The following is a 26,564-nucleotide window of genomic DNA, read 5'->3' on the forward strand; positions in this document are numbered from 1 at the left end:
AGATATGATTAAGAGTCCGTTACGCTTTGCACTCACTTAGTAATTGCTGACCAACCGGATTAAGCGCCTGTCGTTTAGGCCAAAAGGCAATCAAGTTCCGGTCACGTCGAGGAGATAACGGCAGCGTCACCACGTTAGCCGTTGGCTTATTGCTTAACGCCAAGGTAGGCACCAAGCTCACACCGACATCGCCAGCGACCATCTGCAATAGCGTTCGCGTATCGCGTACCCAGAAATCCACCTGGAAGGTATCGACCTCTTCCAACGAGTGGGCAAATATCTGCTGGATAAGCGCTTCACAACCGCCTGACGACATAATAAGCGGGTGCTCAGCCAGTTCCGCCACCGTCACGCTGGCTTGTTTGCTGAGGGGATGGCTTGCGGGCAATACAGCAACAATCTCATCCTTCTTTAATAGCTGCCAATCAAAGTGCTCACGCCAGTAAGTGAGATTCAGCTGGGAGACATCGGTTGTGATCCCCATATTGACCACGCCGCTTTCCACCCACTCCTTTATCTCTTCCTCCATGCCTTCCAGAACCAGGCTGATGGCATCCGGGTAGCGGTTCGCAAAGCTCGCAAGCAGAGGCGATAACCAGCCAGATAAAGCACTAGGAATAACGCCTATCTTCAGCGCTTCATCCGCCTCGTTATGAAACTGCCCTACCTGCTGGCTTAATACCTGTAGCTCACCTACCACCTTTCTGGCGCTAGTAAGTACTAACTCTCCCAGCAGAGTGGGCACCAGCCCTTCTGGGCTTTTTATGATCAGCGGGCCACCTGCCAGCTGCTCCAGTGCCTGCATGGAATGACTCACCCCCGACTGGCTAACGCCAAGGCGCTCCGCCGCGCGGGTATAAGACTGCGCTTCCGCCACGGCAAGCAGCGCGCGAAGTTGGGCAATAGAGATATCCGCCCCTCTGATCATCACAACTCCTCATGGCGACCATGACCTAATCGAGTTTCTAGCCGCAGGTTAGCGGCTTCTATGCTGGCCCCTCTCTTATCATCAAGACCAGGAGCCCGCATGTCTATCGCCCTTGCCCTAAGCGCCATGGTGCTGCTCGGCAGTACACACTTTATCAATGGCGTGCTCGCCCGTTTTTACCCGCCGCTCAATATTACGTGTTACACCCACCTGGGCGGCGCGCTTGTCGGTTTTGCAGGCGCTCTGCTCTTTTCTCACTGGGAGCCAACCGTATGGATATGGGGCGCGCTGACGGGCATCGGCTCCGCTCTTGGGGCCTGGCTACTTTATCAAGGGTTAGCGCGAGCGCCCTTCGCCATCGTGGTGCCTGCAAGTGCACCACACTAGTCCACGTGACACCATAAAGCGCACTACGTCTCGGCGTGCAGGGGCGCTCACCACTTTTTTCTCAGCGCCTCGCGAGTGACCTCCATCTCCAGTAGCGACTCAGCGAGCAGCTTTTTCAAGCGTCCATTTTCGGCTTCGAGCTCTTTGGGTCGCTTGGCATCGGGCACGCTCATGCCGCCAAACTTGCTGCGCCATAGATAATAACTAGCTTCTGAGAAACCGTGCCGACGGCATAGCTCCTTGATGGGCAGCCCCGCTTCTGCTTCGCCCAGGAAGCCAATGATCTGTTCTTCACTGAAACGCTTCTTCATGTCCAATCTCCTTACGCATAGGATCGGACTCTAAAGTGTAGCGCTACTCAAGAAGGGGGTGACGTCGAGTTTCACGAGCTGCTGCGGCAACATTTATGCGATCAGCGAGTGCTAACGCATCTTGACGGTAGGCATCGGAGTAACGGGTATAGGATTTTTCTTCATCGATATCGTTGATCTTACCATGGCCACCTCATCGTAGCGTATTACATTCTAGAGGTGTCCACTATTAATGGGCGGGATCAGAAATGTTTAGGCACAAAAACACGCCACCTCAAGTGAGTAGAACTAAAACATTAGCAAACATTTTTTCTCACCTCATACACTTCACTGAGAAGAAGGCAATGCAAGCAGTGCAAAACCAAATCCAATTAACACAATTCCTGTCGTCCTTTCCATCCACTCTAAAGCTTTTGGCTTAGCCAATATCTTTTTTGCCTTCCGAGCCAGCCCAGAATACATATGCAGCGTAGCAATTGATATGCATATAAAAATCCCAGTCAACACAGTAAACTGAGGAAACACAGGCTGATCAAAATTTATAAACTGTGGGAATAATGCTCCAAAAAAAAGTATAGGCTTAGGGTTAATTATAGCCAGCAGAAAAGCCTCCCGAAAATATTCCCAATATGACCTCTCTAGATTCTCTTCATATTCTGAGAAAGCCTTACCAGCCTTACTTTTTCCTCTATTCTGCAATAAATACCGTCCCCCTAGATAGATCAAATAGATTGCTCCGGCCACCTTTGTTACAGAAAACAACATAGATGAACTTGCCAAAATGGCGCTCAGTCCCATTATAGATGCGGAGGAAAGAATCAGTAGAGCTAGTGCATTTCCCAATATACCAAACGATGCGCACACATAGTTGCTAGTTATACCATTCTTTATTGCCAGAACAATTGCAGGCCCCGGACTGGCTATAGACATGGCTGAAACAACTGAAAATGCAGCTATTACACTACCATCCATCTTCATCTCCAAATAGAAAACAACCTCGTTACATATAATGAATTATTGATGGACTGGTTACATTCCAACAATTTCTCTTTTTACCTCAAGCAAACAGCTCTCTAGGTGATCTGTATTCGAGTTCAAAGGAGGCATGACCTTTATGACGCGAGGATCTCCTCCACATGCCTCAACAAGAATTTTTTTCCTGAATAGGAAATTTCGCACGGCGTCTGACGATTCCCTATCGGCCATATGAACTCCGCATATCATACCTCTCCCCGTCACTGCAAGCCCTTCGGAACGTAAACAATCAGAAAAATCACTCATAACATTTTCATTATTATTCTTTATTTCTTTAAATTCTTTTGATGAAAAGAGATCCAGCATAAAGCATGCTGACTTAACTGCTAGTGTGTTCCCACGGAAGGTTCCACTGTTCTCTCCAGGATCCAAAACATCTAGTTCTTTTTTTACCAAAACAAGAGACATTGGTATGCCAAACCCTGAAAGGCTTTTAGCCAAACAAATAACATCTGGATATTTATCTGATAAATTGGAAAAACTAAAGAACCCTCCTGCTCTACCGCAACCTACTTGTATATCGTCGACGATTGAGACCACTCCCAACTCTTCACACATTCCAATAACATCGTTATACCATGACGAAGAACAACAGTTCATACCTCCTTCGGCCTGTATCGTTTCTAACACAAGAGCAGCCGGGATAGAATACCCGCCACTGCAGTCATTAATAATCTTATTATAAATATTTATATATTTTTCATTCGCAACATCATCATAATACCCCTCATATGGAAGGCGCATTACTGATTGCAAGTCAACGTAGGAGCCATTTCTTTTGTATCTATTCCCAGTAATAGATAAAGAGTTATAGCTTAGCCCATGAAAGGAGTTAGTAAAACATGCAACCTCCCTTCTACCAGTATATTTTCTTGCATATTTAATTGCTGCCTCTATTGCCAGAGTTCCCGAAGGAGGAGAGAAATAGTACCTATACTTCCCTCTGATCTCTCGAGGTAGGATATAAGATTCGAACTTTTCAATGAATTCTAATTTTGCTTGTGTATAAAAATCCAACGAATGGACAGCACCATTATCATTGATATACTCCATTATTCGACTTTTCATAAAATCATTATTATGCCCAAAGTTTGACACTCCCGCAGACGAGAACATATCAAAATACTTACACCCATTTGAATCAATAAAATACTCATCTTTAGCGTGGGCCACGGTTATATTGAACTGCGAACCATATGAGTTAACTAACGACTCCATATCTACATCCCCCCCTATTTCTGTACAAGCCTATTATACAAGTCTCCAATGGCAGAACGCTGTCGAGAGCCACTATAAAATAATCCATAGCTATAGTTGGATGAATACGTACCATCAACTTCACTTAGGCTTCTATCTGCAATTTTGCTATATTTCCAATGCAGTCTCGGATATTTGTGATGGAGAAGGTGATACGAATCTGTTAGCGGACTAACTAACATTCGAACAAAATAACCTGCCACAGGAGCATATAGAGTTCTCTGAGTTACTACAGAATCGTGAACAGATTTGCTATTCCCTGCATCGTAATCAATAAACCATCTATGCTCGGCCAGCAAAGACCACCATGAAAACAGTGGGTATATAAACACCAAAGAAATAGTATAAATAAAAACCCCTCCCACTCCACCTAAATAATATACAAGAGAGACAACAAGAATGTTAACAATAAGTCTTTCGGCGGCCTGTATTTTTCCTCCACCAAAGAATGCGCTCCACATTATAGAAGCTGTTTCAATTATCCCCTTAAAGGAAAAAGAGTGAAATACAATATGTAAGAATTTTCTCATTGATATTCCATGTGAAAGGCCCACACTTCTCAACCGCGGAACATTAGGGTCACTATCTGTATTTGCATTAGGGTGGTGCTCCACACAGTGACTTATGAACCTTCTATTCGAGTCAGACTTAAAAATCAAATAATTCCCTAACACATCTGCCATTTTATATTGTATGTATTTATTTCTTCCGAAGCCCATATGAATAGCAGTATGGCCAATTTCTTGCAATGCCCGAAACCGTCCTCCTACAAAAATAGCGACAACGGCTCCTACAACGTAATAATCAAAATTATTATATAAAGTTATTAGAATTAGTATTTCAGACCAAACAGCTAAAAAGGATGCTAACTCAAACCAATAGTCACTATCTCTCACACAATTGGGGCGTTTTCTAGCCTGTATCATCTCGTATACTAGTTTATGGTCTCGATATCTAAGAGATTCAGATATTCGACAAATTAGCCAAATCGCGACTAAGTATTTCATGCGGTCACCTCATCATCCAGCGTCTTCAAAAGGCGATTAACTCCTTTCATATTTCTGCTCATTGAGTCTGAACTTTTGGAAAAGCTTACAGACAAGTCATGCTTGCTAAAAACACTCTCATACATACCAAAGTCGTGCTTCAAAAAACTATCCTTTGCTGCCATTATTGATTCTTTTAGGAACACACGCTCATCATCACTTCCGTATCTTATGAGGTCTCTAACTGCTTCAATAAATATCAAAGAGTGCACAGCTTCATCTTTATTATGCTTGTCAACAAGAGTTCTATTGCAGACCCTAATTTCTAATGACCTTGAGAGAACTTCAAGAAAAGCGTTTATACTCACCTCTGCAACAGCAGCATAAGCTACCGTCACAATATTTCGTTTCCATTCCTCTGTTTCTCCTGATAACTTTTCCTTCATTTCTCGAACAGTAACTGAAGGTATGCTGTCAATTTCTTTATTATATCTTTCTTTAGCTTCATTCACAGCTAAAGTGTGACAATAAGTATGGAACTTTTCATCTACTGACGTTTGCAGAAGGCCCTCTTTTACTTCTTTCCTGATATACGGAAAATCACATAATATACTAATAGCGGGTACCGCAATCTGTTCTTCAGCCTGGATTGTCCTCCAGTTATAGTGGATCCAAAGCCCAGTAGCTATAGAGCGCTTTTCTCTTTCATACCCCTCATTATCATCTACTTCAAACTCAGGAAGTGAGGACAAAGGATAATCGTATAAACAAGGATCTTCCTCAAAACATGGAAACCAGCTGCGTACGGAGGCATTGTTTGCCCAATTATCCGTTACTTTATCAAGCTTACTCACAATGAGTACTCCTTAATTATGGAGAGAAATTCATCAACAGAAACAGGATTTCTGGGAGAAGGAGGGAAGACATTTGCTTTACATAAGCCGATTAATTTAGTAATACAGTCTTCAATCAGAAGATTATTGTATTTATCTTTAACGTCTGAGCGGTCTATTGTCGCTGTAGGGGGAAAGAAAATAGATTCCTTCTCTGCCTTTACAACAGCGTCCCATATATTCAGGGACTGCCCCCCTAAAAAGGCCCTTCCAGAAAATATTGAGTACGGTACTACATTTTTTTTAACTGCAATCTCTGTCAACACACTATTTGCTATCTCTGTCAGCCTTTCAAGAATTACAAACCTTGCTCCAAGATTGGCTGCCACATCTAAAACATTTTCTAGTTCTTTTATTTCCTCAACAGACCCCCCGTATACTCTATTATCGTTTTTCTGCGGGGTATATCCTATATGGACGGCCCAATATTTTGGAGATATATCAATTTCCTTCAAAGGCCATAAATCGGATATCGTTTCCGCCTCTATCTTTATGATATCAGCGCCATTTTTCAAATATTCATTTACGATCTTCAATAGCTCACTACTACTTATACCATCAGGTATGTCGGCCATTAGAAGTGGAGGAGAGACGTTTTCTATTTCATTACTATCAATTGCAACTCTGACTTCCTTTATCAAGGATGGCAAAATATTAATCGCTTCATTAGTCAATTCTTTATTCAATCTTGTGGATGGCAGACCCATGTGTGTCATAAAATATGAGTCCCCTACCATTACTGACTCTATATTTTCTATAGAATTTTTTCTCAATGACGAAGCGAGTGAGATGTACTCATAGTCATAGTACAAATTAATTTTCATCCCTGGGTTATTAGGAAACTTCTTTCTTTTCTCCAAAATTTCATTTACCCTATCATTCATAAAACATATCCTTTTAAGTCATTAGGCCAATTAAATTTCTATAACAAGAAGCCAACCTATCTGGGCTTTCAGATGTAAAACAAAGCCTTGCAAAATCATTGTAACCACTGCCAAAAAGTTCGCCACTCACCATACCTATACCATGTTCAAGCAACACGCTTTTATCAATATCTTTTGGTATTTTGATAAATGCAAAGAACCCTCCTTCTGGTAGAACACAAATTTCATTAAGACACTCTCTTGTTATCATTAGATTTTCATAAAAAAGCTTTCTCCTAGCATTAATTAATTCATTATTCCTGAGGTAGTGATACACTATCGATTGAGAAAAGCTATTTGGTGCATAATTCGTTCCTCGATATTGCTCTTCTATTTTTTCCGCCCTATATTCTGATGACTGAACAAACCCGATTCTAGCACCAGGGATTCCCATCAATTTACTGAATGTAAAAACATTGTATATATTGTCATCTTGTAATTCATATGGGATTTTAGGTATTTCTTTACACAAATGGTGCTCTATCGAAAATGAATAATATGCATGATCTACCACTAGGGGAATTTTATAAAACCGACATACTTCATTCAATTCAGATAAAAAACTTAATGAGAAACAATTCCCCACTGGATTGGCTGGGTTCGCTACATATACTAGCCCTGACTTATCGCTCAAACTGATTCTTATCGATTCCAATATCTCCTTCTCTGATATCAAGTTCCCACTTTGATCTAGAGAAGAATGCTCCTTAATGACTCCTTTAGCGGAAGAAACAACGCAAGGAAGGTATAGCCAATAAGGGGATATTACATGTACATTCCGTCTCTCTGAGCAGATGCTACTTTGCAACACCAAACTCAAACCATTAGTTCCACCATTACAGATAGATATTTCATTAAACCTAATTTCTTTGCCAAGAAAGGCTTCAGAAATTTTCTTTCTTAGACTTAGCTGCCCTCCTTTATCAGAGTGAATCTCAGGCTCAATTAAAATCTCGTCTATATCCGAGATTACCTCTCTGAGCTTGGGATTTACATATAACTTTCCCTGATGAACAGAATAACTATCACTTGATCTTGATAGAGCTTCCCTTAAATCAGAAAAAACATCCATAACATAATCCTTTCTTCGATTTATTTTTTAATGCTAGTAGATTGTTGTTTTTTTAAAAGCTAAAAAACTACTCGGCTTGTATTCTAAATTCAACCAATAACTGCAGCGACTGCAGTTTTAGGGCTCGGAGTTCGTCAACGTAGTTTTTGCGTAGACCCTTCATTATTAATTCGAAGTCTTCCCCATAGAGGTATAATACTCTGATCATGCATCTTGCTTAACAAGGTGAGCGACTTCATGGAGCATTCATGAAACTACTATAATAATATAAAACGATTCGTATCGTTTCATTAAATCTTAGTATTCAAATTGATGTAAATCAATACAAATTTTAAAAAAATTATAAGTTAAACTATCTGCATGAATTTATTTAATTTTTCGGATGAGATGGCTTGGTCATGTATTCAATAAAATCGAGAGTTGACGTGTAACAGCCGCCATCAGGTACGAGGTTTTGGTACAATGACGAGCAGGGGCGCATGCTGTTCGGTAAATTAATTCTCACTCAGCCCAATGGAATGCTGATGGATGAGCCGACCAACCACCTGGATATGGAATCTATCGAGGCGTTGAACCTGGCCCTGGAGAATTACCCCGGTACGTTGCTGTTTGTGAGCCACGACCGCGAGTACGTCTCGTCAATTAGCCACGCGTATTATTGATATGCAGCCGGAAGGCATTTTCGATGTCAGCGGCAGCTATGATGACTATTTACGCAGCCAGGGCGTCGTGTAAATGGCTAGAGCCACTTTGCGATAATCCCCTGCAATGCTGGGGATTACTCAGTTCTCAGTGTTGGTTTTCTTAACCCTCGGGCGACCGCAATTTTTCTTACGCCCGGGCCTTCAGGTAGGGGCTCAGTACCTCTTCCACGAGCTTATCGATAAAGGATTCATCTATTTCGCTGAATGACACAGTCAAATGATAATAAACGGCACCGTATATGAGATCCAAGGTGAGTTCTGGATCGATTTCTGGCAGGAGCTCACCTCGTGCGATAGCCCCTTCGATAGCCTCACGCCCCATACGGCGCCTGGGCATAATCCAGCGCTCCACGAAAGCTTCACGCAGGTCTGGGTCAGCCTGTGCAGCCCCCAGCAACTCCCGAAGTAACTGCCCACGCGGACCTTTTAACGCTACCACCAATGCCCCGGCGCTGTGGCAAAAATTTTCGTCGATGGGCAGTCGAACGTCATAAGCGATCGTCGGCCCTACTTCCTCGAAAAACGCATCCATAACAATTGCAGCAGCATTCGGCCAGCGCCGATATATGGTTGATTTGGCCACCCCAGACACAGTAGAAATACGCTCGACGGTAGCATGCTGAATACCACCTTCGAATGCTAGATCTAGTGCTGCTCGCATGACCTTGGGAGCAGCCGAAGTGCTCCGTGGCCGACCTGGCCGTGGAGAAGAAACAGAAACCATGGATGGCACCCTTGCCGAAACCTACTCAATAGGATTAGGATAAATACCAATACGGATCGGTTCGTATCAGTAAGTGCTTCTAAGTTTTTAATTATAACATGACGCGCGTTGCAGCAGCCATTACACGCTTTAACTTGGCGAACAACGTTAATCGTTACCCCAGAGACCGCTTACCATGCAGTGCTACGATGTCGTTATCATTGGAGCTGGCCCCGCAGGCTTAGCTGCCGCGCAGAGGCTTTCTTACCAAGGGCGCCGAATCATTCTTATTGATCAAGGCAACGAAATCGCCGAGCGAATAAGAGCAGTAGAAAAGGAGTTAACGCAAGGCCATGGAGGGGCTGGGCTATATTCGGATGGAAAGTTTTCATTTTTCCCTGCCGCGAGTCATCTATGGCGTTTACCCAAGCGTGAAGCGTTACATGATGCTTATGCCTGGACATGTAAGCTGCTCAACAATCATGGCCTGGACACTCCATCCTTCCCGGCAGTTACCAATACGTATTCTTCAGATGTCGGTGACTGGGTACTCAAGAGTTACCCTTCAGACTACCTTTCACTACAAGCGCGTATGGAACTGGTGTTTGGCTTAGTCAGCAGCTTAGATGCTGATATTGCCTCCCAGACGCGTATGACGAACTGCCGCTATGATGAGTCAACAAAACGGCATCATCTAGAGCTGAAAAATACACAGAGGTGTTACGAAATCACTGCCAAAACGCTGATTTGGGCGACTGGTCGTTTTGGCGCGCTTGATATCAAAGAAGACATTAAGAAAACCTTTCGCCGACTAGAGGTAGGATTTCGTATCGAACAACCCAGCGAACTTGCATTCTTTCAGTCCCTTTCCAACCTGGATCCTAAGCTAACATTACGTGTTGCTTCTGACCCCACCGAGTGGAGGACTTTCTGCGCTTGTCGCAACGGCAGAACCGTTCTCACTCAGACTCAAGGATTGTGGACGGTATCCGGACATTCCGATGGCCCGCCCTCGCAGCGTTCTAATGTCGGCTTCAACACTCGCATCTTTGACGAAACCTTAGCAAAACGAACCATTGATACAATTAAAGCAGCACTGCGTGAGCAGGGCACTTATTTCGAGATTCCGCTTATGGCATGGCTTGAAAGAGAACAGGCCACTACCTCAAGAATGGATGCTATTTACGGAAAAGAAGTCGCCAATGCCATGTTACTAGGTTTAAGAAAACTCATTAACCGTTTTCCTTCCATTGAACATAATGAAACGAGACTGATCGGCCCTACCCTGGAGGGAATAGGCTGGTATCCAGAGGTCGATGGTACATTACGCCTCCCCAATCGACCCACTTGGGTCGTCGGCGATGCCTGTGGTTTATTCCGTGGTATCGTGGCGGCATTTATCAGTGGCCACTACGCAGCTAGCGCCGTACTTGCAACGCTTGAGGAATATGCCTGATGTCTGATTCAAATTCGTCCCGCGTCGGTGTCGGCGTCATTATTACCCGTGCTGATGGTGATATGCTGTTTGGCTATCGTATCAAGGCTGGAGAAACACCCAGTTGGTGCCTGCCTGGCGGGCATGTCGAGCCAGGAGAAACCTTCGAGGTTGCAGCATTGCGGGAACTTCAGGAAGAAACGGGCATCATCACTCAACAGCGCGCCAGTATCTTTGCGATTATGCAACAACTGACGGCTAACCGAACAGCCGTCACTGCTGCAGCTAGGGTTTCTCTTGCTGATAATCTCGCGGTCGCACAGGTGACCGAACCGGATGTTTTCTTAGAATGGGCTTGGTTTCCACCTTCAGAACTTCCAACTCCTCTATTCCCTGCAAGCGAAGCGATGATCAGCTTATGGAAGGGTAGTCAATGCCCAGATGGGTGGTGCGCTTACACTGTTGATATGGAGATTTGACTGATCAAGAATAGCCCTATCGCTGGATTCCTTCTCATTGAGTATAGATCAAGAGTACTAGCCGGTAATCGTCAGTTAACATGTATACCTCTAATTTGCACTAACAAGACACAACAATATGACACTACCATCAGAGTTCGATAGTTTAAGTAGCGCAGCAGCCGGCATCTATCGACAAAATGCATTTTACATTCGGATGTCGAGTCTTTTTGATTTGGATCCACAAGAGAATGACCCACTGCCAGCCGCAGTAGCAATGCATGCTCACGAATACGTCCACTTCCTGCACAACGCGTCGACTACAGCCGGGCAAGCATACTTACATTCCAATCTTATACTATTAAGAGTAATGGCCGGTGGTTGCAATGAACAAGGCCATTTTCTTGGCCTCGACACAATGTCAGAAGATGGGCGTAATTCTCTGTGCTACGTAGCCACTATAATGAACGCTCAGCTTGGAACAACATCAGCTAAATCTCTAAGCGGTTGCAAAGAAATTTTGCAATGGGAATATGATTTCCCAAGAATATTAACGAGTCAGAATGTATCCAAAGCCATTTCTACTTTCAAGACACATGAGGAAAATGGCGACATAACAAGCCAAGACATCACGATTGGCCTAAGCTTTATTACTGAGGGAGTTGCCTATGAAGTTGAGCGCGAAATGCGACGCCTTAGCGGAATTCCAGATAATGATTTGGATCTTCATGTTCCTATTTTCCCTTACCTCGCTTATCGCAAAGCCATACGAAACTGGTCAGGGAGAGACTTGCAGGCACACGATCTCATAGCAATTGGCATCACTGCACTCTCTCATATATTCTCCGGATTCTGGCTGTACACTATTTGTGTCTCGCTAAGAAACACAAATGAATCGGTGACTAGTGTTCTTGAAAAAGCAAGGGCTAGCTGCAGCAATGACTCGGAACATGTCCTTTTCGCGCTTCGCGAACAGCGAGATGATCTAAGCAAAGGAGACGTGATATGGACGGCTATCGGGGAATACATGAAAATGGCAGAATTGGGAGTGTAGTTACGTCAACAAAATTGGGCTCCTGAATTTTCATTAATTTCCAAACCCCTGACACCTCAAGAATTCAGAGGATTCATTGGTAATATGCTTGATTGTCTTGTTATTCAAGTCAAGCCGAATGAAGCGCTAGATATGTATTGGATAGGCCCAGGACTAATTGCGAGAGATGATAACATTGCCAGTTGCCTTGGCGCCCTTCAATCGGCACTGCACTTTAATCAACTGCACCTGAAAATCGACGCCTCTGCTGTTTCGACTAAAGAGTTAAAAAGTAAACCAACACCATGCCCTTTCTCCGGTGGATGCCAGCAAGAGCGTAATGATCAATACCCTGAAGCTTGCAAATCGACTCCGTGGATGCGCTTTTCTACCTCAAGTCCAGGTGAACAAGTCTGTTGGTATGCTGCAGGTGTCAAAGCGCTCAGTAATCCGGCAAACAGAAACATTTAGCCTACTAGCGTTCTCAACAACGAGCACGATCCGTGGTGAAATCTAAGGTTACACAGCGCCTTTATAGTTTACAATCGCAGACCTGCAGGGCTTAAGAACCTAACGTCAGAGGCAGCATAAATATAGTCATAGACGACAACTTACTTGACGATTACCGATCCCCAGCAAAGGAAAAATCACCAACATCTCGGGCACGGTCAGCCTCAGAAAGCGGAGGTGGAGCGGGGAAAGTGCCGTTGTCCAGTGCCCACTGGTTGGTGGTTTTCGCCAGGGCCAGTAACCTCGCTTCCAGGTAGCGCACGTTGGCTTTATTCAAGCCTTCGTTGGTGCTGGTAAACGCCACTGTCCGCGTCCAAAACTCCTTACTCGATACATGCTGCTTGATATGATCTCCAAGCGCACCAGCCTCACCAAAATAAAATTTAGTCGTGCCATCCACCGTTAACCAGGTAAGACATAGACAACTGGCTGTGCCATTTCGCTTCTTCCCTGCACACGCTCAAGCTGAGAGCAGTTAACCACCCTGCCCTAGCCGTCCAATTGAATATCTCCACGATCCGCCAGCCCTCGGTTATGCCATCGGCGAGAAAATAAGAATGGAGGAAGGGCGGGCTTAGATGTCATTTTGACTACCTAGTTACTAAAAAATTAGCTATAAAAATTCAAAGATACCTTTTCAATAGCTAAATCTTATCTAAAAAACAGATGAAAAACAACTCATTAAAATTAAAACCAGCATTAAAATATAAAATATATCATTAATCTTCAGGATCAATTCTTGTGGATAAATATGAAACCAAGCTCAATATATTCAAACAGTCTAGTTCCGAGAACGTACTGGGGCAAACGCTGTCAATTGGGGCATGATTAATGGGATTCCTAAAGCCTTGCATTAGCCCTCTAGTTAAATGCATTTGCCCCATTTGAATATTTCTGCCAGTATCAGTAGTTAAATCTGCAACTTCAATCTGCGAATTATCTACATTAAAAACATTAGCCAAGTTCGAGCCATCTTCACTAGACCCACTTTTTTCTCTTACGATTTCCGCATATATTTTGACTCCTTGATCAGCAGCAAAAGCATACTGCTCATTGGCGTAATAAGTTTTAATCCTATCTTTTACCTTAGGGTGCAAATGCCTCCAATGCAACATAGGGTATTCCGGAACTAAAGAATGAAGACTCTGCATTACGACACCAAAATTATCCGAAATACCTTCTTCGTCTTCTAAAGTTTTAACTATTTTATCGACCTTTTTTCTGACTTCTTTAGGCAAAGTAGCAAGCCATTTCTCTCTATCAACACCCGTTTTCTCTTTAATAGAGTTATCTTTCTTATCACGCCTCTTTTTCCTCCAATCATTTCCAACAAATGATACAGCTGTGGAAAGCACATCTCTAAAATGAATCATCTCCTCATTATCCCAGTTTAAATACTGTCGATTTGTCGAAATAACGTCCTCTGGAAGGAGATCAATAAAATCTGCAATTATCCACCCCGTCAAATATTGATAAAAATGACTTGACGTACTTGATGAAAAGAAATCAGGTAAGTTAACCAATTTTCCTCGTGAAAATATTGTTACTCCTCTAAGACCAGAATTAGGGGGAATAGGTGTTTTAGAGGTAAGAAGCTTACCACTAATTTTATCCTTATAAACACTATCGCTTGGTAAAACATCATTCAAGTCCCACTGAAATTCTACATCAAAATTCTGATAACGCCTTTCATTTGAAACTACAACCGACTTACCATTGGTAGTTTTTAAAATGATCTTAAAATTCTCGTCTACGATAAATATTTTAGACAGGCTATCAGCTATTGCTTCTATATTAAAAGGGGTTTTTCTTTTAAGGCGCTCTAACTTAATAAATGTGCCGCTTTCTTTCAAATCGGAAAACTCATCTACCTTTTCTGTAACTGGATTATATGTACCTTCAGCAGAAAGTAGGTCATTCCAATTTAAGGAAAATCGGTTTCTTAAATTATTCTTAGTTGTATCAACTGTTACACGCTCTGCAAGACCAAATAAAGCCAATTTACCTAAACCCTTCTTACCTGTAGGCAATCGCTTATATGTAGGAGAGGGCTTGTCTCCATCAGATTGGCGTCTATTTCTACCTATTACTAGAAATTTATTTTGAATATCGTCCGAAGTCATCCCATAACCATTATCGATAACAGTTATGGATTTTTCTCTAGCACCTCGCTCATGAAATTGTATTATAATCTTACTCGCATCAGCATCATAAGCATTAGAAATAAGCTCAGCAAGCGCAGGAGGAAGCGTTGAATACATTCTAACGCCTAAGTGCTCTATTGTTTTTGGATCAAACTTAAGCTCAAAACTATTCGGCATAACCTTTCTCCTTGCTCGCAATAAGGTGATTAAAAAAATTAACTGCATGACACTTAATAAATGTAGGAGGTAAAGCATTGCCTATCATTAAAGCTACAGCCTCTTTTCCTTTATTTAAATCAAACTTGTATTTCCGAGGAAACGTCTGCAACAATGCAGCTTCTCTAAGGGTAATAGCTCTATCTTCAGCAGGGTGTAAAAATCTACCTTTTGATGGATTATGACATCCCCCTGTTATTGTAGGTGAAACCTTATCCCACGACATTCTTCCATATACATCCCTGTATGAATTTGGGCGATTCACATGGCATGGCAACCAATATTCTTTAGGTATATCAGCCCTTGACCCTCCATCTTTGGGTATCATTCTTATTATATTTAAGGTTTTTTCTGATCTAACCTCTCCTAAATCATGCAATGGATCACCACTACTACCAGCAGCTGGAAGAAAACCGATAGCTTGCTTTACGGTTTTCCTTTTCTTTACTGGTTTAGCATCGTCAATAAAGCCCAGCCTAGACACCTGTAATATCAACCTTTTTCTTCTTTGTGGAACTCCAAAATCGGCAGCATCTTCTATCTTTAACGAGTGTTCAGAAAACAAATATCCTAATCTTTTCAATTCCTTAACAAACAGTGTCAATCTGTTGTCTTTCATTAAGCCTGGAACATTCTCAAGCATAATAGACTTTGGGTTAAAAGCTTTAACATAGTCTAAAAATCTAAATATCAAATCATTTCTTTTATCTTCGATAAAAACCAGTCTATTCCTTGTTCTATGAGAAGAAAACCCCTGACATGGAGGACAACCTGCCATAAGGTCTAGCTCACCAAAGCCAATATTCAAATCTCTCATAACAAATACAGGATCTAAAATATTCACATCCTCATTAAACATTGATACATTTTTATGATTCATGCGATAAGTTTTAGCAGCTGACTCACTTAGTTCAATACCAGCTATAACTTTGAACCCTGCTTTTTTCAACCCTACAGTAAGCCCACCTGCACCACAGAAGATATCAATTGCTGTAGGAATTTCATGCTGTGCCATTTCAAAAGTGACCATAATTAAAATTAAAAAAACAGTTATACTTAATAGCAAACACCATACTAAATTGCAATAAAAAACCCCGCGCTCTGCGGGGTTTATACTCTACAAAACACTCCTCACTCCCACTCAATAGTAGCAGGCGGCTTACTACTAACATCATAAGTCACCCGCGAAACCCCCGCCAACTCATTGATAATCCGGTTGGAAACCTTCTCCAGTAGCTCATAAGGCAGATGCGCCCAGCGGGCGGTCATGAAGTCGATGGTTTCTACCGCGCGTAGCGCGATGACCCATTCGTAGCGGCGGCCGTCGCCTACTACGCCGACTGATTTCACCGGCAGGAATACGGCGAAGGCTTGGCTAGTTTTTTCGTACCAGCCAGAGGCGCGAAGCTCTTCGATGAAGATGGCGTCGGCATCGCGGAGGATATCGGCGTACTCTTTTTTGACTTCACCCAGGATACGCACGCCCAGGCCGGGGCCAGGGAAGGGGTGGCGGTAGACCATGTCGTAGGGCAAGCCGAGTTCCAGGCCGAGTTTGCGCACTTCGTCTTTAAACAGTTCGCGCAGCGGCTCGACCAGCTTGAGCTTCATGGTTTCCGGCAGGCCACCCACGTTGTGGTGGGATTTGATCACGTGCGCTTTGCCGGTTTTGGAGGCGGCGGATTCGATCACGTCCGGGTAGATGGTGCCCTGGGCCAGGAAGTCGACGCCGTCGATTTTGCTGGCTTCTTCATCGAACACGTCGATAAAGGTGTTGCCGATGATTTTGCGCTTCAGCTCCGGGTCTTTCTCGCCCGCCAGCTTGCCGAGGAACAGCTCTTCGGCGTCTACGCGGATCACCTTCACGCCCATGTGCTTGGCGAAGGTTTCCATTACCTGGTCGCCTTCCGCTTTACGCAATAGGCCGTTGTCGACGAATACGCAGGTCAGCTGGGTGCCAATCGCTTTGTGCAGCAGTGCCGCCACAACAGAGGAATCCACACCGCCGGAGAGGCCGAGCAGTACGTGGCGGTCGCCCACTTGCTCGCGTACGCGCTGTACTTGGTCTTCGATGATTTGCGCGGGCGTCCAGAGTTTTTCGGCTTTACAGATATTCAGCACGAAGTGCTCGAGAATGCGCTGGCCTTGCAGCGTGTGGGTCACTTCCGGGTGGAACTGTACCCCGTAGAACTGCTTCTCTTCCCAGGCCATGGCGGCAATCGGGCAGCTGGGGGTGGAGGCGGTCACGGTGAAGGTATCCGGCGCTTGGGCCACCTTGTCGCCGTGGCTCATCCATACGTCCAGCAGGGCCTTGCCGGAGGCGGCGTCTACGTGGTCTTTAATGCCGTTGAACAGCGCGTTATCGACGTCAATCTGGATCTGCGCGTAACCGAACTCGCTCTGGTTAGAGCCTTCTACCTTACCGCCCAACTGCTCGGCCATGGTCTGCATGCCGTAGCAGATACCAAACACTGGCAGGCCCATTTTAAACACGCACTGGGGCGCCCGCGGGGAGTCCAGTTCGGTCACGGATTCCGGCCCACCGGCGAGGATAATGCCGTTGGGGTTGTACTCGCGGATCTCTTCCTCAGTGATATCGAAGGCGCGCACTTCAGAAAATACGCCGATCTCACGAACGCGGCGGGCGATTAGCTGGGTGTACTGGGAGCCGAAATCGAGAATCAGAATCTTATGGGCGTGAATGTCACTCATGGCGGGGTCTCGGTTAAGCGGTGTGGGTGCCGCTGGTAAGGCCAAAAAGCAAGCGGCGAGCTGTTGTGCCCGCCGCCGTTTTAACTAAATACGTTGGTTAGCTCACCCGGTAGTTGGGCGCTTCTTTGGTGATCTGCACGTTGTGAACGTGGGATTCGTTAAAGCCAGCGCTGGTAATTTGTACGAACTCGGGCTTGGTGCGCATTTCCAGAATGTCGCGGCAGCCGGTGTAGCCCATGGAGGCGCGCAGCCCGCCCATCAGCTGGTGGACGATCGCTGCCATCATGCCTTTATAGGGTACGCGGCCTTCAATGCCTTCCGGCACCAGCTTCTCGGCGCCTTCGCTCTTATCCTGGAAGTAGCGGTCGGCGCTGCCCTGGTTCTGCGACATGGCACCCATGGAGCCCATACCGCGGTAGGCTTTGTAGGTACGGCCCTGGTAAAGCTCAACTTCGCCCGGGGCTTCTTCGGTACCGGCCAGCAGGCCACCGACCATCACGGCGCTGGCGCCAGCGGCAATCGCCTTGGCCAGGTCACCGGAGTAGCGGATGCCGCCGTCGGCAATCAGCGGAATGTCGAACTCTTTGAGCGCTTCGGCCACGTTGGAAACCGCGGTGATTTGCGGTACGCCAACGCCGGCCACAATACGCGTGGTGCAGATTGAGCCAGGGCCGATACCTACTTTGACGGCATCCGCGCCCGCTTCAGCCAGCGCACGGGCCGCACCGGCGGTGGCAATGTTGCCGCCAATTACCTGAATGGCCGGGAAATTCTCTTTAATCCAGCGTACGCGATCAATAACGCCTTTGGAGTGGCCGTGGGCGGTATCGACGATAATCACGTCTACACCGGCTTCGGCCAGCGCTGCAACGCGATCCGGGGTTTCCGGGCCGGTGCCTACCGCTGCGCCGACCAACAAACGGCCGTCACTGTCTTTAGCGGCCATCGGGTAGGTGCGGGCTTTTTCGATATCCTGGAAGGTGACCAGGCCGCGCAGGTGGAACTCGTCATCGACAATCAGCATTTTCTCGATGCGATGTTCGCGCATCTTGGCTTTGCTGGTTTCGAGATCGGTGCCTTCCTTAACGGTAATCAGTCGCTCGCGGGGTGTCATGATGTCCGCTACGCTGTCGCCGTGATTGGGCTGGAAGCGCATGTCGCGCTCGGTCACAATACCCACCAGGGTTTCGCCTTCCACCACCGGGAAACCGGAGAAGCCGTATTCCCGCGCCATGGCCAGCAGGTCTTCCAGCTTGGCTTTGGGGCTAACAGTGACCGGGTCTTTGACAATCACGCTTTCGTGCTTTTTGACTTTGCGCACTTCAGCGGCTTGCTGGGTCATGGCCATGCTTTTATGGATAATGCCGATGCCGCCTTCCTGGGCCATCGCAATCGCTAGACGCGCTTCGGTAACGGTGTCCATCGCAGCAGAGAGGAGCGGTATATTGAGCGAAAGATTGCGGGTCAGGCGGGTTTTGAGGCTGACATCCTTGGGAAGAACATCGGAGAAGCCGGGAACGAGGAGAACGTCATCGAACGTTAGTGCTTCTTGGGCCATACGTAGCATAGCGGCAACACCCTGATTGAGAGGAAGTGGGGCGTGAAAGGTTAATCCCCCATTATAGCTTTTTGAGGGCCTTCCCAGCAATGCAGTCAGGCTGTTGTGCTTATACCAATTGCTAATGACGTATGCTGTTAGGCTGATGGCTGGCCATTTTTACTGTTCAAGGAGGCGTTTTGTCTCAGCAGATTATTGTCTACACCGATTACGTTTGCCCCTTCTGCCTGCTGGCGGAAGAAGCGATTGCCCAGGCTACCGAAGGCCTGAACGTGGAAATTCGCTGGCGCCCCTTTGAGCTGCGCCCTGCCCCGGTGCCCACGCTAAAGGTGGAAGACCCCTACTTGCCGAAGATTTGGCAGGATTCAGTTTACCCCATGGCCAAAAAGCTCGGCGTGCCCATTACGCTGCCCAATATTTCGCCGCAGCCACGTACCGACAAAGCCTTTGAAGTATTCGCCATGGCCGAAGAGCAGGGTTTGGGCCATGACTACTCCATGGCGGCGCTGAAAGCCTTCTTCCAGCAGGAGCGCGATCTCGGCGACCCCGACGTGCTGGCAGATATTGGCGAGTCGGTGGGCCTTGAGCGCCAAGCGGTACTCGATGCCCTGGCCCAAGGCAGCTACCGCGATCAGCATCAAACGGCACAGCGGCATGCGGTGGAAGAAGCGCTTATTCAGTCGGTGCCTACCTTGGTCATCGACGGTGAAATGATTCAGGGCGTGCCCGACCCTGACGCTCTCAAACGTTTTCTGATCGAGCGCGGGTAATTTTATGGCCTCCCCTACTCCGCAAGCGCTCTCCGTCAGCCAACTCAACCAGCGCGCCAAGCAGACTCTTGAGCGCGATGTGGGCGAGGTGTGGGTGGAAGGCGAGCTCTCCAACGTCTCCCGCCCCGCTTCCGGGCATGTCTATTTCACGTTGAAGGATGATCGTGCGCAGATTCGCTGTGCGCTGTTTCGTCAGCGGGCGCGGTTTGTCTCGGCGCCGATGCGCGACGGGGATCAGGTCAAACTGCGCGGGCGGGTGTCACTGTTTGAGCCACGCGGCGATTACCAATTGATTGCTGAGGCCGTTCAGGCCGCGGGCCTGGGCGAGCTGCTGGCGGCCTTTGAGCGCTTAAAAGCCCAATTGGAAGGCGAAGGCGTGTTTGCCAATGCCCGGCCGCTGCCCTTCCCGCCCCGCAAATTGCTGATTTTAAGCTCTGCTACAGGCGCGGCCATTCGTGATGTGCTGGCGGTGCTCGAAGCCCGCTGGCCGCTGGCGGACGTGACGCTGATTCCAGTGCCGGTGCAAGGCGCCGAAGCCGCCCCGGCGATGATCTCGGCGCTAGCATTGCTTAACCGCCAAGCGCGACTAGATCCAGAGCGGGATGTGATCTTGATCACCCGCGGCGGCGGCAGCCTGGAGGATCTGTGGGCGTTTAATAACGAGCACCTGGCGCGGGCGATTTTTCACTCCCGGCTGCCGGTGATGTCGGCGGTGGGCCATGAGGTGGATGTCACCCTGGCGGATTTTGCCGCCGATATGCGCGCGCCCACACCCTCAGCCGCCGCCGAACGGCTGGTGCCGGATCAAACCACCCTTAAGCGCCAGCTTGAGCATCAGCACAGCCGCCTACAGCGGGCTATGCAGGCGCGGCTAGAGCGGGATAGCCAGCGGCTGGATACCCTGCGCGCCAAGCTGCGCCACCCCGGCGAACAGCTCAACCGTCAGCGCCAGCACTTAAGCGCCCTCAATCAGCGCTTGAATCGTGCCATGCAGCACGCCCTCACCCAGCAAAAAGCCCAGGTGGCGCAGTTGAACAGGCGTTTGGCCAGCCAGGATATGGGGCGGTTGCATCGTGCGGAAAGTGAACGCGTGAGCCAGCTACAGCGCCGTTTGGCCTCTGCCATGCAGCGCCAGCTAGAGACTCGCCAAACACGCTTAACTAGCGCCGCCCGTGAGCTAAACGCAGTCAGCCCGCTAGCGGTGCTGGGTCGGGGCTATGCGATTGCCCAGGATGAGCAGGGCCAGGTCATTCGCCGCGCGGAAGATACCCAGCCAGGCCAGAAGCTTAAATTAAAGCTAGGTGAAGGCAGGCTAAGCGTGGAGGTTAAGCGGCGTCTAAAGTCCGGGGGTTAAAGTCCTAAGTTAAATGGCCGATATTTTCTAACAATGAGGAGAGGATACCGCCATGAAGATAGGATTTTCGTCATTCACGTTGATTAACCAGCGCCAGGATAAGCCGCAGTTTTTAGCCTCCACCCGGGTTGAACCGCAAAAGAGAGAGCCTATCGCAGCGCCTGCGGAAGACGACCCGTTCACAAAACGCCTTAAAAAGCAGCGGGAAGCGTTGGAGAGCTTGGCGTCGTTACCCACGCCCAAGGAAGCCTCTCAGCAGCAGGCCACTCAGAAAGTGGGCTTTTTGCGCCAGCGGATTGAAATGCTCAAAGCGATGATGGCCTTCGCCTCACCTGAGCAGCTTAAAAACATGGCCAAAGAGCTCAAGAGCATCGCCCGTGAGCTGGCCGGTGCGGCAAAGCTATTGAATAGCCAAGGTGGCGGCGGCGGTGCTGGCATTACCGCGATCCCCTCAGTGGTTTCAACGCCAGCAGTGTCATCGAATGCAGCTGCACCGACAGCAGAGCCTTCGACAGCAGCTCAACCGGCGGTGGCGCAGGCCAACGGGGCCGAATCAGTCGCGGCACAGGCGGGTGGTGATGAGAGCACCCAGGCAACTGTTTCAAGTGACGCGCAGCAAGCCGAAGCCAGTGCGCAAACAGCCGAGGAAGAGGCTGAGAAGGCTGCTGAGCAAGAGGCCGAGAAAGCAGCGGGCGAGCCTGAAGGCGATGAATCTACCGAGCTCGGCTTATTACCTAGCCTACCCAGCCTGATTCAAAATGAAGACAACCGCTCAAAAAATAGCGGCCCCAGCGCTAGTGAACACGCACTACGCGGCGTACTGACTGATGCCCAAAAAGAGCTGCGCGAAGCCGTTAATGAACTCAAGATTCGGCTGAGAGAAGAAGATAAAGAAGCCCGTCGCGAGCTTAGGAAAGCCGAAGAAGCCATGGAAAAGACGGATCAAGCGATTGCATCATCAACCTCTGAGGCGCTCTACTCCTCATTGGGGCAGCTACTGCCTACCTCGCTCAGTGAGGTTTCCGTATCAACGGTTTCAATCAATATAGAGGTTTAGTGCCAATTGAAAAGGCGCTACCCGAAGTAGCGCCTTTTCTGTTTAGACTTGCTCTAAACACTGCTGCATAAGCATTATTGCTTGGAGTCTCTGCCTGACTTTTTATCGTCATCGGACTCTGGATTCACATGATGGGTATCCGGCATCGGATTGGCCTCATCGTGATGGTCATCCTGCTCTTTAGGAGCTTTTTTGTCTTTCTCGGGTACTTGAGTCATCGCTTACTCCTTACCGTAGGTGGTGGCCTTGGTTTCTTCAGCCCCGGGGCTAAGCGGCCAAATAGGCGACTTAGGGCGTGCGGTTAGTGCCCGACCCTTGCGTGTTGCCAGAGGGCGTACTCGAACCCGCCAGGCCTGGGCTGTGCCTTTCAGGGCTGTTTTGCTCAGGGCGCTTGTCCCCAGCACGATTGTTCTCAGAACCGGGCTGCTCTGACCCTGGGCGGCCACCAAAAGGCGTGGGTGAGTCTTTTAGCCCCGTTTCCCTATCCTGCGGTGCGTTTACGTTAGCGCCGCTGACGTTAGGGCCGCTTGCCTGCGTGTCTTTATCCTGCTGCGACTCACCCTTATACGACTCGGCTTTTTCGTGAATAGAGTGCTGCGCTTTATCCATTTGCTCTTGCCCTGTTTCCGCGGCCTTATGCAGAACGCGGTCACGATACTCGCCCATATACTCGTCTTCTTTCTTGGTCGCGGGGAAAATGCCGCCCAAGGCGGCGCCCAGCGCGAACCCTAGCGCGCCAACCACTAGCGGATGCTCTTGAATAAAATCGGAAGCCTGGCCCTCGGCACGGCGAGCTCGCTGCCCCATGTTGTGCAAATTGTCGTGAGTACCATGCTGTAGATGAGACTTGGAATCTCGCATGTTATCCCCCAGATGGTGGGCCTTATCGCCCCACTGCTGCGCCGTTTGCTTGGCTTTCTGCCCCAGGTGTTGAGCGGAGTCTTTGGCTTTATGGCTCATCTCGCTCATACGGCCTTGGCCATCGCTTGAATGTTCAGTTCCACCGGCTCCAGCTGGCTGGGCATACATAGCTTCATTTGGGTGGGTGCCCTCATGAATGGGTATACCCGGCGAACCGTGGGCGCCACTTGTGTTCGATGAAGGCTGCCCGCCTGTATAAAAGCGCTGGTCAGTCGCCGAAGCGAACTGATGCTGGCCTCGATTAGGCTGACGCTGTGACAGCATCATCCAGCCCAACCCCGCCGTGGTGACCAGAAATGGCAGCGGGTTCTGCTTAATCGTGGTGCCCAGATTAGCCATAAATTCGTTGGCACCGCCATGGCGCAGATACTCGTAGGACGTATTCAGCAACTGCTGAGGAGAGAAGCGCTCTTCGATCTCGTTCAGCGTGGAATCGAGGCGATCACGGGATTGACTGATATCCTTCTCAATCTCTTCTGGGCTTCGCTGGTTGTTATGATCCGTCATTTCAACTCCTCCTTGACCTTGTGCTGATGCTTCTGGGCAACCGCCTTATCACTCTGCAAACTATTCAGCGTACGCGTCGGCATCAAGCTGCGCGCCTGGAGTTTCTTTTGGCCCGCGTTAAGCATAATGATGCCAATCACCGTCACCACGCCTCCCACAATCAGCGCCGACAGCCAGGGAGTGGTGTCGGGCGGCAGTATTTCATTGAGCAGAAACACCGCTGCGGCAAGCAAGGTTAAAAAACCGCCTAACAGCACCGCACCGGCAATGGCGATAGCAGCGATGCCCGCCATAGCCTCGTGGGTTTTTTCTGACATTTCTGTCTTGGCAAGCTCAGCTTCGTTGCGCACCAGTGAGCTAATTTCTTGCATCACTGTTGAAAGTAGCGACCCGACCGATGAACTTTGCGCCGTGGGTTTGTTATCCGAATCCATTATTTGCCTCCCTGCTCTCAATTTAGAGCGATTCACTACCCGGAGTTGAACGTCTAACCGTGCTTCCCGCAGCGGTACTAGTTAAATGACTGGCGTGGTTATCAGCACCTGGTGTTTGCTGATCAGCGCTATACTGGTTCGAACTGTACTGGCCGCTGGTGCTGTGTTTATCAGAGCTGTGTTGACCAGAGCTGCGCAGAAAACGAGAAACCAGGAAGCCAGCGGCAATCACGCCCCCGATAAACAAAGCAGGTTCGCGGCGACTGAAACTCTGCGCTTCATCGCAAACACTGCGTAAATCTTTATCACGCAAGTTATCCGAAAAGCGCTCGGTCGTATCAGCAAACTTTCTCGCTTGTTTTGAGAAAAATGGCTGCTGCTGGTTATCAAACTCATCGGCCATTTTTTGTAGAACGCCGGTTAGTTTATGGGACTGTTCCGCAGCATTATCGCGCTGTTGGTTAAAATAGCCTTCAGCTTGGTGTTGGGCCGCCTCTCCTACCTCGTGGGCGGTGTCGCGTCCTTGCTGCTTGAGCGTCTCTGTTGAAGGGCTCGGCTGGTCAGAGGCACCTGGGTTAGTCTGCTTTCCTTGATCGATCATCTGTCACTTCCTCCTTGTCGTCTCACTTGTCAGCATCCGTGGTGAAACAAAATCAACGTCAGCGCACATCTACTAGGAGTAATTAATCAGCACAATTATAAACTTAAATAAAACAAGCACTAATACTTAGCTAATTACGCCGTTTATTTAATAGACATGCCACACATAAAACATAGCGGTCATTCTTTTATTGTCAATTTATGGGCATTTATTTTTTCTATAGTTAATTATCTTATTAACATAGGTTAATAAGATAAACTTTAAATCCAATTAAATAACACTGGTTATAGAAAATATATTCGTTGCCGTTAGGTTTGCTTGTTTCTACGTCCTTGGTCTACGTTGAAGAGTGACGTTGGGCCGAGGAACGGAGCCGCGCCGGATGCGCAGTGACCATCCGTTTTTAAGCCGCAGCTTTTTATTATGCCAATAATTTCTGCGCCAACGATTTCTGTGTAACCAGCTCTATGCAAACAGTTCTGTGCCAACTATTTCTGTGCCAACTATTTCTGTGCAAACAAAGGAGTGACCGCACATGAGTGATCAACAGCAACCACCCCAGCACCAAGATAAGCAGCCAGGCGATGAACATGCCATGCACCCAGAGCCCGAATACATCCGTGCAAGCTACCGGGGCGCCGATAAGTTACTGGACAAAGTCGCGATTATTACCGGTGGCGACAGCGGCATTGGTCGTTCAGTGGCGGTTCACTACGCCCGCGAAGGTGCCGACAGTGTGATCGTCCACCTCAAAGAAACCCAAGATGCGGAAGAGACCAAACGGCTGGTAGAAGCGGAAGGTCGCCGCTGTTTGGTATTGAAAGGCGATGTGGCAGCGCCCGCATTTTGTCGTGAGATCGTTAAGCGCACCCTCGACCACTTCGGCAAGATCAATATTGTGATCAACAACGCCGCCGAGCAGTACGACTGGGACGACATCACCGATATCCCCGACGATCAACTGCTACGCACCTTCCAGACCAACATCTTCAGCCACTTTTATCTGACTAAATCCGCCCTGCCGCATCTCAGCAAGGGCGACACTATCATTGCCACCTCTTCGATCAATGCCTTTAAGGGCAATGATACGCTGATCGATTACAGCGCCACCAAGGGGGCTATTCAGGGGCTGGTACGTTCGCTGGCGATGTCTTTGATGGATCGTGGTATTCGCGTGAACGCAGTGGCGCCGGGGCCGGTATGGACGCCGCTGATTCCGGCCAGTTTTGATGAGGACAAAGTTGCCTCATTTGGTGATCAGGTTCCCATGAAGCGTGCCGGGCAACCTAGCGAAATGGGCCCTGCCTATGTCTATTTGGCCTGCGAAGAGTCCTCCTATATGAGCGGCCAAACACTACATCTGAATGGCGGGGTTATCTTAAATACCTAATACCTAATACTTAACATCTAAGGGATTCTTATTAAGATAGTGCGCACACTAACGGGGCGGCCTTGGGCCGCCTTTTTGTCAGAATGCGTTTGCTCCAAAATATTCCCGCTCGGGAATATTTAATCCTAATAAGGCGAAGAGGCGACTGATTATTACCGCTCGGTAATAATCGAAGGATTTACCTGACAATGAGGCTGGATCAACAAATTTCGCCTCTCACTGCCGCCTGGGGATAGCGGTCGAATAGGCGCGCGCTCAATAACTAAGT

26 protein-coding genes and 2 pseudogenes are annotated in these 26,564 nt (G+C 47.9%); 10 read left to right on the plus strand and 18 right to left on the minus strand.

Annotated features, from left to right (window positions below):
• Positions 1-19: 19 nt before the first annotated feature.
• Positions 20-928 carry a LysR family transcriptional regulator gene (locus A6R74_RS01215; protein ID WP_240488133.1) on the minus strand — a complete coding sequence of 303 codons (909 nt, stop codon included), beginning with the start codon at positions 926-928 and terminating at the stop codon, positions 20-22.
• Positions 929-1,027: 99 nt separating this feature from the next.
• Between A6R74_RS01215 and A6R74_RS01220 the strand changes: the two genes are divergently transcribed.
• A complete protein-coding gene (locus A6R74_RS01220; RefSeq protein WP_240488134.1) occupies positions 1,028-1,315 on the plus strand; it encodes a hypothetical protein in 288 nt (95 codons plus the stop codon).
• Here A6R74_RS01220 and A6R74_RS01225 read toward each other — a convergent pair.
• From A6R74_RS01225 to A6R74_RS01250, 7 genes and pseudogenes are all read right to left on the minus strand, one after another.
• A pseudogene (locus tag A6R74_RS01225) lies at positions 1,316-1,626 on the minus strand (transposase); the annotation flags it as partial.
• Between the two features lie 327 nt (positions 1,627-1,953).
• On the minus strand, positions 1,954-2,598 hold the full coding sequence (locus tag A6R74_RS01230; protein WP_064232547.1) for a LysE family translocator: 645 nt from the start codon (positions 2,596-2,598) through the stop codon (positions 1,954-1,956).
• Between the two features lie 57 nt (positions 2,599-2,655).
• Positions 2,656-3,879 carry an aminotransferase class III-fold pyridoxal phosphate-dependent enzyme gene (locus A6R74_RS01235; protein ID WP_064232548.1) on the minus strand — a complete coding sequence of 408 codons (1,224 nt, stop codon included), beginning with the start codon at positions 3,877-3,879 and terminating at the stop codon, positions 2,656-2,658.
• Positions 3,880-3,893: 14 nt separating this feature from the next.
• Positions 3,894-4,925 (minus strand): fatty acid desaturase, encoded by a 1,032-nt coding sequence (locus tag A6R74_RS22095; protein WP_082906545.1) that lies wholly within the window; start codon positions 4,923-4,925, stop codon positions 3,894-3,896.
• On the minus strand, positions 4,922-5,758 hold the full coding sequence (locus A6R74_RS01240) for a diiron oxygenase (RefSeq protein WP_064232549.1): 837 nt from the start codon (positions 5,756-5,758) through the stop codon (positions 4,922-4,924). Before A6R74_RS01240 ends, A6R74_RS22095 begins: the two co-directional genes overlap by 4 nt.
• Positions 5,755-6,681: a hypothetical protein gene (locus A6R74_RS01245; protein ID WP_064232550.1), complete on the minus strand. Its 927-nt coding sequence runs from the start codon at positions 6,679-6,681 to the stop codon at positions 5,755-5,757. Before A6R74_RS01245 ends, A6R74_RS01240 begins: the two co-directional genes overlap by 4 nt.
• Positions 6,682-6,694: 13 nt before the next feature.
• Positions 6,695-7,792, minus strand: a complete 1,098-nt coding sequence (locus A6R74_RS01250; RefSeq protein WP_064232551.1) for a pyridoxal phosphate-dependent aminotransferase — start codon at positions 7,790-7,792, stop codon at positions 6,695-6,697.
• Positions 7,793-8,259: 467 nt separating this feature from the next.
• Between A6R74_RS01250 and A6R74_RS01255 the strand changes: the two are divergent.
• Positions 8,260-8,527, plus strand: a pseudogene (locus tag A6R74_RS01255) (ABC-F family ATPase); the annotation flags it as partial.
• A gap of 96 nt (positions 8,528-8,623) precedes the next feature.
• Here the strand turns inward: A6R74_RS01255 and A6R74_RS01260 are convergent.
• Positions 8,624-9,157, minus strand: coding sequence for a TetR/AcrR family transcriptional regulator (locus tag A6R74_RS01260; protein WP_064232553.1), 534 nt, complete (start codon positions 9,155-9,157; stop codon positions 8,624-8,626).
• Positions 9,158-9,395: 238 nt separating this feature from the next.
• Between A6R74_RS01260 and A6R74_RS01265 the strand changes: the two genes are divergently transcribed.
• The 4 genes from A6R74_RS01265 to A6R74_RS22600 all read left to right on the plus strand — a co-directional run bounded on the left by A6R74_RS01265 (position 9,396) and on the right by A6R74_RS22600 (position 12,596).
• The gene (locus A6R74_RS01265; protein ID WP_064232554.1) at positions 9,396-10,655 is read left to right on the plus strand and encodes an FAD-dependent oxidoreductase; all 1,260 of its coding nucleotides are present in this window, start codon (positions 9,396-9,398) and stop codon (positions 10,653-10,655) included.
• Positions 10,655-11,113 (plus strand): nucleotide triphosphate diphosphatase NUDT15, encoded by a 459-nt coding sequence (locus A6R74_RS01270; RefSeq protein ID WP_064232555.1) that lies wholly within the window; start codon positions 10,655-10,657, stop codon positions 11,111-11,113. The genes A6R74_RS01265 and A6R74_RS01270 overlap by 1 nt, the downstream gene beginning before the upstream one ends.
• Positions 11,114-11,231: 118 nt before the next feature.
• Positions 11,232-12,146, plus strand: a complete 915-nt coding sequence (locus tag A6R74_RS01275; protein WP_064232556.1) for a hypothetical protein — start codon at positions 11,232-11,234, stop codon at positions 12,144-12,146.
• A gap of 84 nt (positions 12,147-12,230) precedes the next feature.
• Positions 12,231-12,596, plus strand: a complete 366-nt coding sequence (locus A6R74_RS22600) for a hypothetical protein (RefSeq protein WP_125410273.1) — start codon at positions 12,231-12,233, stop codon at positions 12,594-12,596.
• Positions 12,597-12,747: 151 nt separating this feature from the next.
• On the opposite strand, the gene A6R74_RS22880 is transcribed toward A6R74_RS22600, so the two are convergent.
• The 5 genes from A6R74_RS22880 to guaB all read right to left on the minus strand — a co-directional run bounded on the left by A6R74_RS22880 (position 12,748) and on the right by guaB (position 19,271).
• Positions 12,748-12,939, minus strand: a complete 192-nt coding sequence (locus A6R74_RS22880) for a hypothetical protein (protein ID WP_064232557.1) — start codon at positions 12,937-12,939, stop codon at positions 12,748-12,750.
• 415 nt (positions 12,940-13,354) lie between these two features.
• A complete protein-coding gene (locus A6R74_RS22480) occupies positions 13,355-14,956 on the minus strand; it encodes a TIGR02391 family protein (RefSeq protein ID WP_064232558.1) in 1,602 nt (533 codons plus the stop codon).
• Complete coding sequence (locus tag A6R74_RS22485) at positions 14,946-16,010, minus strand: DNA cytosine methyltransferase (RefSeq protein ID WP_064232559.1); 1,065 nt, start codon at positions 16,008-16,010, stop codon at positions 14,946-14,948. Before A6R74_RS22485 ends, A6R74_RS22480 begins: the two co-directional genes overlap by 11 nt.
• A gap of 116 nt (positions 16,011-16,126) precedes the next feature.
• On the minus strand, positions 16,127-17,704 hold the full coding sequence (guaA, locus tag A6R74_RS01295) for a glutamine-hydrolyzing GMP synthase (RefSeq protein WP_064232560.1): 1,578 nt from the start codon (positions 17,702-17,704) through the stop codon (positions 16,127-16,129).
• 97 nt (positions 17,705-17,801) lie between these two features.
• Positions 17,802-19,271, minus strand: a complete 1,470-nt coding sequence (guaB, locus tag A6R74_RS01300) for an IMP dehydrogenase (protein ID WP_064232561.1) — start codon at positions 19,269-19,271, stop codon at positions 17,802-17,804.
• A 170-nt stretch (positions 19,272-19,441) separates the two neighbouring features.
• On the opposite strand from guaB, the gene A6R74_RS01305 reads away from it, so the two are divergent.
• Genes A6R74_RS01305 through A6R74_RS01315 form a run of 3 tightly spaced genes read left to right on the plus strand, consistent with a single transcriptional unit; the run spans position 19,442 to position 22,443 of the window.
• On the plus strand, positions 19,442-20,032 hold the full coding sequence (locus A6R74_RS01305) for a DsbA family oxidoreductase (RefSeq protein WP_064232562.1): 591 nt from the start codon (positions 19,442-19,444) through the stop codon (positions 20,030-20,032).
• A gap of 4 nt (positions 20,033-20,036) precedes the next feature.
• Positions 20,037-21,386 carry an exodeoxyribonuclease VII large subunit gene (gene xseA, locus A6R74_RS01310; protein ID WP_064232563.1) on the plus strand — a complete coding sequence of 450 codons (1,350 nt, stop codon included), beginning with the start codon at positions 20,037-20,039 and terminating at the stop codon, positions 21,384-21,386.
• 52 nt (positions 21,387-21,438) lie between these two features.
• Positions 21,439-22,443, plus strand: coding sequence for a hypothetical protein (locus tag A6R74_RS01315; RefSeq protein ID WP_064232564.1), 1,005 nt, complete (start codon positions 21,439-21,441; stop codon positions 22,441-22,443).
• Positions 22,444-22,517: 74 nt separating this feature from the next.
• On the opposite strand, the gene A6R74_RS22680 is transcribed toward A6R74_RS01315, so the two are convergent.
• From A6R74_RS22680 to A6R74_RS01330, 4 genes are all read right to left on the minus strand, one after another.
• On the minus strand, positions 22,518-22,661 hold the full coding sequence (locus tag A6R74_RS22680) for a hypothetical protein (protein ID WP_165603337.1): 144 nt from the start codon (positions 22,659-22,661) through the stop codon (positions 22,518-22,520).
• 70 nt (positions 22,662-22,731) lie between these two features.
• The gene (locus A6R74_RS01320; protein WP_064232566.1) at positions 22,732-23,871 is read right to left on the minus strand and encodes a DUF3618 domain-containing protein; all 1,140 of its coding nucleotides are present in this window, start codon (positions 23,869-23,871) and stop codon (positions 22,732-22,734) included.
• Positions 23,868-24,305 carry a phage holin family protein gene (locus A6R74_RS01325; RefSeq protein WP_064232568.1) on the minus strand — a complete coding sequence of 146 codons (438 nt, stop codon included), beginning with the start codon at positions 24,303-24,305 and terminating at the stop codon, positions 23,868-23,870. The genes A6R74_RS01320 and A6R74_RS01325 overlap by 4 nt, the downstream gene beginning before the upstream one ends.
• Before the next feature lie 22 nt (positions 24,306-24,327).
• Positions 24,328-24,906, minus strand: a complete 579-nt coding sequence (locus A6R74_RS01330; protein WP_064232570.1) for a hypothetical protein — start codon at positions 24,904-24,906, stop codon at positions 24,328-24,330.
• Positions 24,907-25,441: 535 nt separating this feature from the next.
• On the opposite strand from A6R74_RS01330, the gene A6R74_RS01335 reads away from it, so the two are divergent.
• Positions 25,442-26,296: an SDR family oxidoreductase gene (locus tag A6R74_RS01335; protein ID WP_064232572.1), complete on the plus strand. Its 855-nt coding sequence runs from the start codon at positions 25,442-25,444 to the stop codon at positions 26,294-26,296.
• Positions 26,297-26,564 lie beyond the last annotated feature (268 nt).

Origin of the sequence: Halomonas sp. ALS9 (genome assembly GCF_001651035.1) — a bacterium.
In the GTDB taxonomy this organism is placed as follows: Bacteria; Pseudomonadota; Gammaproteobacteria; order Pseudomonadales; family Halomonadaceae; genus Vreelandella.

What these genes read in the sequence shown, in the direction of transcription:
- A6R74_RS22680 (WP_165603337.1), bottom strand. Translation starts at nt 22,661, where the DNA reads ATGACTCAAGTACCCGAGAAAGACAAAAAAGCTCCTAAAGAGCAGGAT.
- A6R74_RS01335 (WP_064232572.1), top strand. Translation starts at nt 25,442, where the DNA reads ATGAGTGATCAACAGCAACCACCCCAGCACCAAGATAAGCAGCCAGGC.
- A6R74_RS01245 (WP_064232550.1), bottom strand. Translation starts at nt 6,681, where the DNA reads ATGAATGATAGGGTAAATGAAATTTTGGAGAAAAGAAAGAAGTTTCCT.
- A6R74_RS01220 (WP_240488134.1), top strand. Translation starts at nt 1,028, where the DNA reads ATGTCTATCGCCCTTGCCCTAAGCGCCATGGTGCTGCTCGGCAGTACA.
- A6R74_RS01215 (WP_240488133.1), bottom strand. Translation starts at nt 928, where the DNA reads ATGATCAGAGGGGCGGATATCTCTATTGCCCAACTTCGCGCGCTGCTT.
- A6R74_RS22480 (WP_064232558.1), bottom strand. Translation starts at nt 14,956, where the DNA reads ATGCCGAATAGTTTTGAGCTTAAGTTTGATCCAAAAACAATAGAGCAC.
- A6R74_RS01315 (WP_064232564.1), top strand. Translation starts at nt 21,439, where the DNA reads ATGAAGATAGGATTTTCGTCATTCACGTTGATTAACCAGCGCCAGGAT.
- A6R74_RS01320 (WP_064232566.1), bottom strand. Translation starts at nt 23,871, where the DNA reads ATGACGGATCATAACAACCAGCGAAGCCCAGAAGAGATTGAGAAGGAT.
- A6R74_RS01265 (WP_064232554.1), top strand. Translation starts at nt 9,396, where the DNA reads ATGCAGTGCTACGATGTCGTTATCATTGGAGCTGGCCCCGCAGGCTTA.
- xseA (WP_064232563.1), top strand. Translation starts at nt 20,037, where the DNA reads ATGGCCTCCCCTACTCCGCAAGCGCTCTCCGTCAGCCAACTCAACCAG.
- A6R74_RS01250 (WP_064232551.1), bottom strand. Translation starts at nt 7,792, where the DNA reads ATGGATGTTTTTTCTGATTTAAGGGAAGCTCTATCAAGATCAAGTGAT.
- guaB (WP_064232561.1), bottom strand. Translation starts at nt 19,271, where the DNA reads ATGCTACGTATGGCCCAAGAAGCACTAACGTTCGATGACGTTCTCCTC.
- A6R74_RS22485 (WP_064232559.1), bottom strand. Translation starts at nt 16,010, where the DNA reads ATGGCACAGCATGAAATTCCTACAGCAATTGATATCTTCTGTGGTGCA.
- A6R74_RS01230 (WP_064232547.1), bottom strand. Translation starts at nt 2,598, where the DNA reads ATGGATGGTAGTGTAATAGCTGCATTTTCAGTTGTTTCAGCCATGTCT.
- A6R74_RS22095 (WP_082906545.1), bottom strand. Translation starts at nt 4,925, where the DNA reads ATGAAATACTTAGTCGCGATTTGGCTAATTTGTCGAATATCTGAATCT.
- A6R74_RS01235 (WP_064232548.1), bottom strand. Translation starts at nt 3,879, where the DNA reads ATGGAGTCGTTAGTTAACTCATATGGTTCGCAGTTCAATATAACCGTG.
- guaA (WP_064232560.1), bottom strand. Translation starts at nt 17,704, where the DNA reads ATGAGTGACATTCACGCCCATAAGATTCTGATTCTCGATTTCGGCTCC.
- A6R74_RS22600 (WP_125410273.1), top strand. Translation starts at nt 12,231, where the DNA reads ATGCTTGATTGTCTTGTTATTCAAGTCAAGCCGAATGAAGCGCTAGAT.
- A6R74_RS01270 (WP_064232555.1), top strand. Translation starts at nt 10,655, where the DNA reads ATGTCTGATTCAAATTCGTCCCGCGTCGGTGTCGGCGTCATTATTACC.
- A6R74_RS01260 (WP_064232553.1), bottom strand. Translation starts at nt 9,157, where the DNA reads ATGCGAGCAGCACTAGATCTAGCATTCGAAGGTGGTATTCAGCATGCT.
- A6R74_RS01330 (WP_064232570.1), bottom strand. Translation starts at nt 24,906, where the DNA reads ATGATCGATCAAGGAAAGCAGACTAACCCAGGTGCCTCTGACCAGCCG.
- A6R74_RS01275 (WP_064232556.1), top strand. Translation starts at nt 11,232, where the DNA reads ATGACACTACCATCAGAGTTCGATAGTTTAAGTAGCGCAGCAGCCGGC.
- A6R74_RS01325 (WP_064232568.1), bottom strand. Translation starts at nt 24,305, where the DNA reads ATGGATTCGGATAACAAACCCACGGCGCAAAGTTCATCGGTCGGGTCG.